This is a genomic window from Streptomyces sp. SID14436 (assembly GCF_010548465.1).
In the GTDB taxonomy this organism is placed as follows: Bacteria; Actinomycetota; Actinomycetes; order Streptomycetales; family Streptomycetaceae; genus Streptomyces.
In genome coordinates this window covers 1-1,715 of the sequence record NZ_JAAGMD010000518.1, presented here as the reverse complement: position 1 = coordinate 1,715, position 1,715 = coordinate 1, and the positions used below count along the sequence as shown (strand labels likewise).

Genomic DNA, 1,715 nt, shown 5'->3' with positions numbered 1-1,715 from the left:
GCCCCCGGACCGGGCGGCTCCGGACGCGCCCGGAGCGCGGCTCGACGGATCCGACGGTCGACGGCTCGACGGCTGACGGATCCGACGGTCGACGGCTCGACGGTTCCTCGGCCACGGTCCATGGTGCGGCGTGGCCCCCGGGGGACGGCCCGTCCTGAGTCCCGCCGGGCGGTCGCCTCCGTCCCGTCGGGCCCCGGGGTTCGTCCGGCGGTCGGCTCCGTGCCGTTGGGTCCGTGGGCTCGTCCGTCCGGTCGACCGGATTCGTGCCGGCTCCGTGCCGTTGGGTCCCTGGGCTCGTCCGTCCCGCCCCCGGATTCGTGCCGGTCCCGTCCCTGTCCCGGGGCGGGACCGCCCGGCCGCCGTCTCCCGGCCGCTATCTCCTGGCCGCTGCCTCCCTGCGGCGGCCTCCCCGCGGCGGCCGTTCCCGGTTCACCGCCGGACTGCCGGACTGCTGGACCGCCGGGGGCCGACAGGCGGCACCGCGTTCCGGGCGAGCCCAACCCGCCGCCCCAGGAACTCAGTTCAGCCCGACCCCAGCGCCCGTTCCAGCGCCGCCAGGAAGCCGTCCACCGTCTCCCGGTCGCGCACGGCGAGGCGCAGCCACTCCCGGTCGAGGCCGGGGAAGGTGTCCCCGCGGCGCACCGCGTAGCCGAGGTCGCGCAGCCGGGCCCGTACGGTGGCCGCGTCCGGCAGCCGGACCAGCACGAAGGGGCCCTCGGCGTCCGGCACCACCCGCACGCCGTGCGGGGACAGCCGCCGCAGTCCCGCCACCAGATGGGCGCGGTCCGCGGCCACGCGCCGGGCGGCACGCTCGGCCTCCGCCAGGGCGGGCCCCTCCACGCAGGCCTGAGCCGCCACCAGCGCCGGTGTGGACACCGGCCACAGCGGCTGCGCCCGCTCCAGTGCCGCCACGGTCTCCGGCGCCGCCAGCACGTAGCCGATCCGCAGCCCGGCCAGTCCCCACGTCTTGGTGAGGCTGCGCAGGACCACCAGCCCCGGGACGTCCGTCCGCCCGGCCAGCGTCTCCCGTTCGCCCGGCACCGCGTCCATGAACGCCTCGTCGACGACCAGCGTCCGCCCGGGCCGGGCGAGCCCGGCGAGCGCGGCGGCCGGGTGCAGCACCGACGTCGGGTTCGTCGGGTTGCCGACGACCACCAGGTCCGCGTCCTCGGGCACCGCCGCCGGGTCCAGGCGGAACCCGTCCGCCTCCCGCAGCAGCACCCGGTCCACGGTGTGCCCGGCGTCGCGCAGCGCCGCCTCCGGCTCCGTGAACTGCGGGTGCACCACCACCGGGCGGCGCGCCGGCAGGGCCCGGGCCAGCAGGACGAACGCCTCCGCCGCCCCCGCTGTCAGCAGTACCCGCTCGGCCGGCACCCCGTGCCGTGCGGCCACCGCCGCCCGGGCCGCCCGTCCGTCGGGGTAGGCGGCCAGCCCGGTCAGGGAGGCGGCGATGCGCTCGCGCAGCCAGGCCGGGGGAGTGTCCGCGCGGACGTTCACGGCCAGGTCGACCAGGGCGGCCCCGCTGTCGCGGACCTCGGCGTCGCCGTGGTGCCGCAGGTCGTGGGCGGGCCCCGCGCTGGGCGGAGCCGCGGCCGGGGCGGGGCGCGGCGGAGAGTGCGTGTCCATGCCCGTGATGGTGCCGTGAGTGCCGTACGCGCCCGTCGCCGGGGTGGCGGGAGTGCCGTTCCGGGAGCCCGGCCGCCGTACGACGGCGC

At 79.0% G+C, this 1,715-nt stretch carries 1 protein-coding gene; it reads right to left on the bottom strand.

The window, feature by feature from the left end; genetic code table 11:
- Positions 1-522: 522 nt before the first annotated feature.
- Positions 523-1,626 carry an Rv2231c family pyridoxal phosphate-dependent protein CobC gene (cobC, locus tag G3I53_RS17970; RefSeq protein WP_164438556.1) on the bottom strand — a complete coding sequence of 368 codons (1,104 nt, stop codon included), beginning with the start codon at positions 1,624-1,626 and terminating at the stop codon, positions 523-525.
- Between the last annotated feature and the right edge of the window lie 89 nt (positions 1,627-1,715).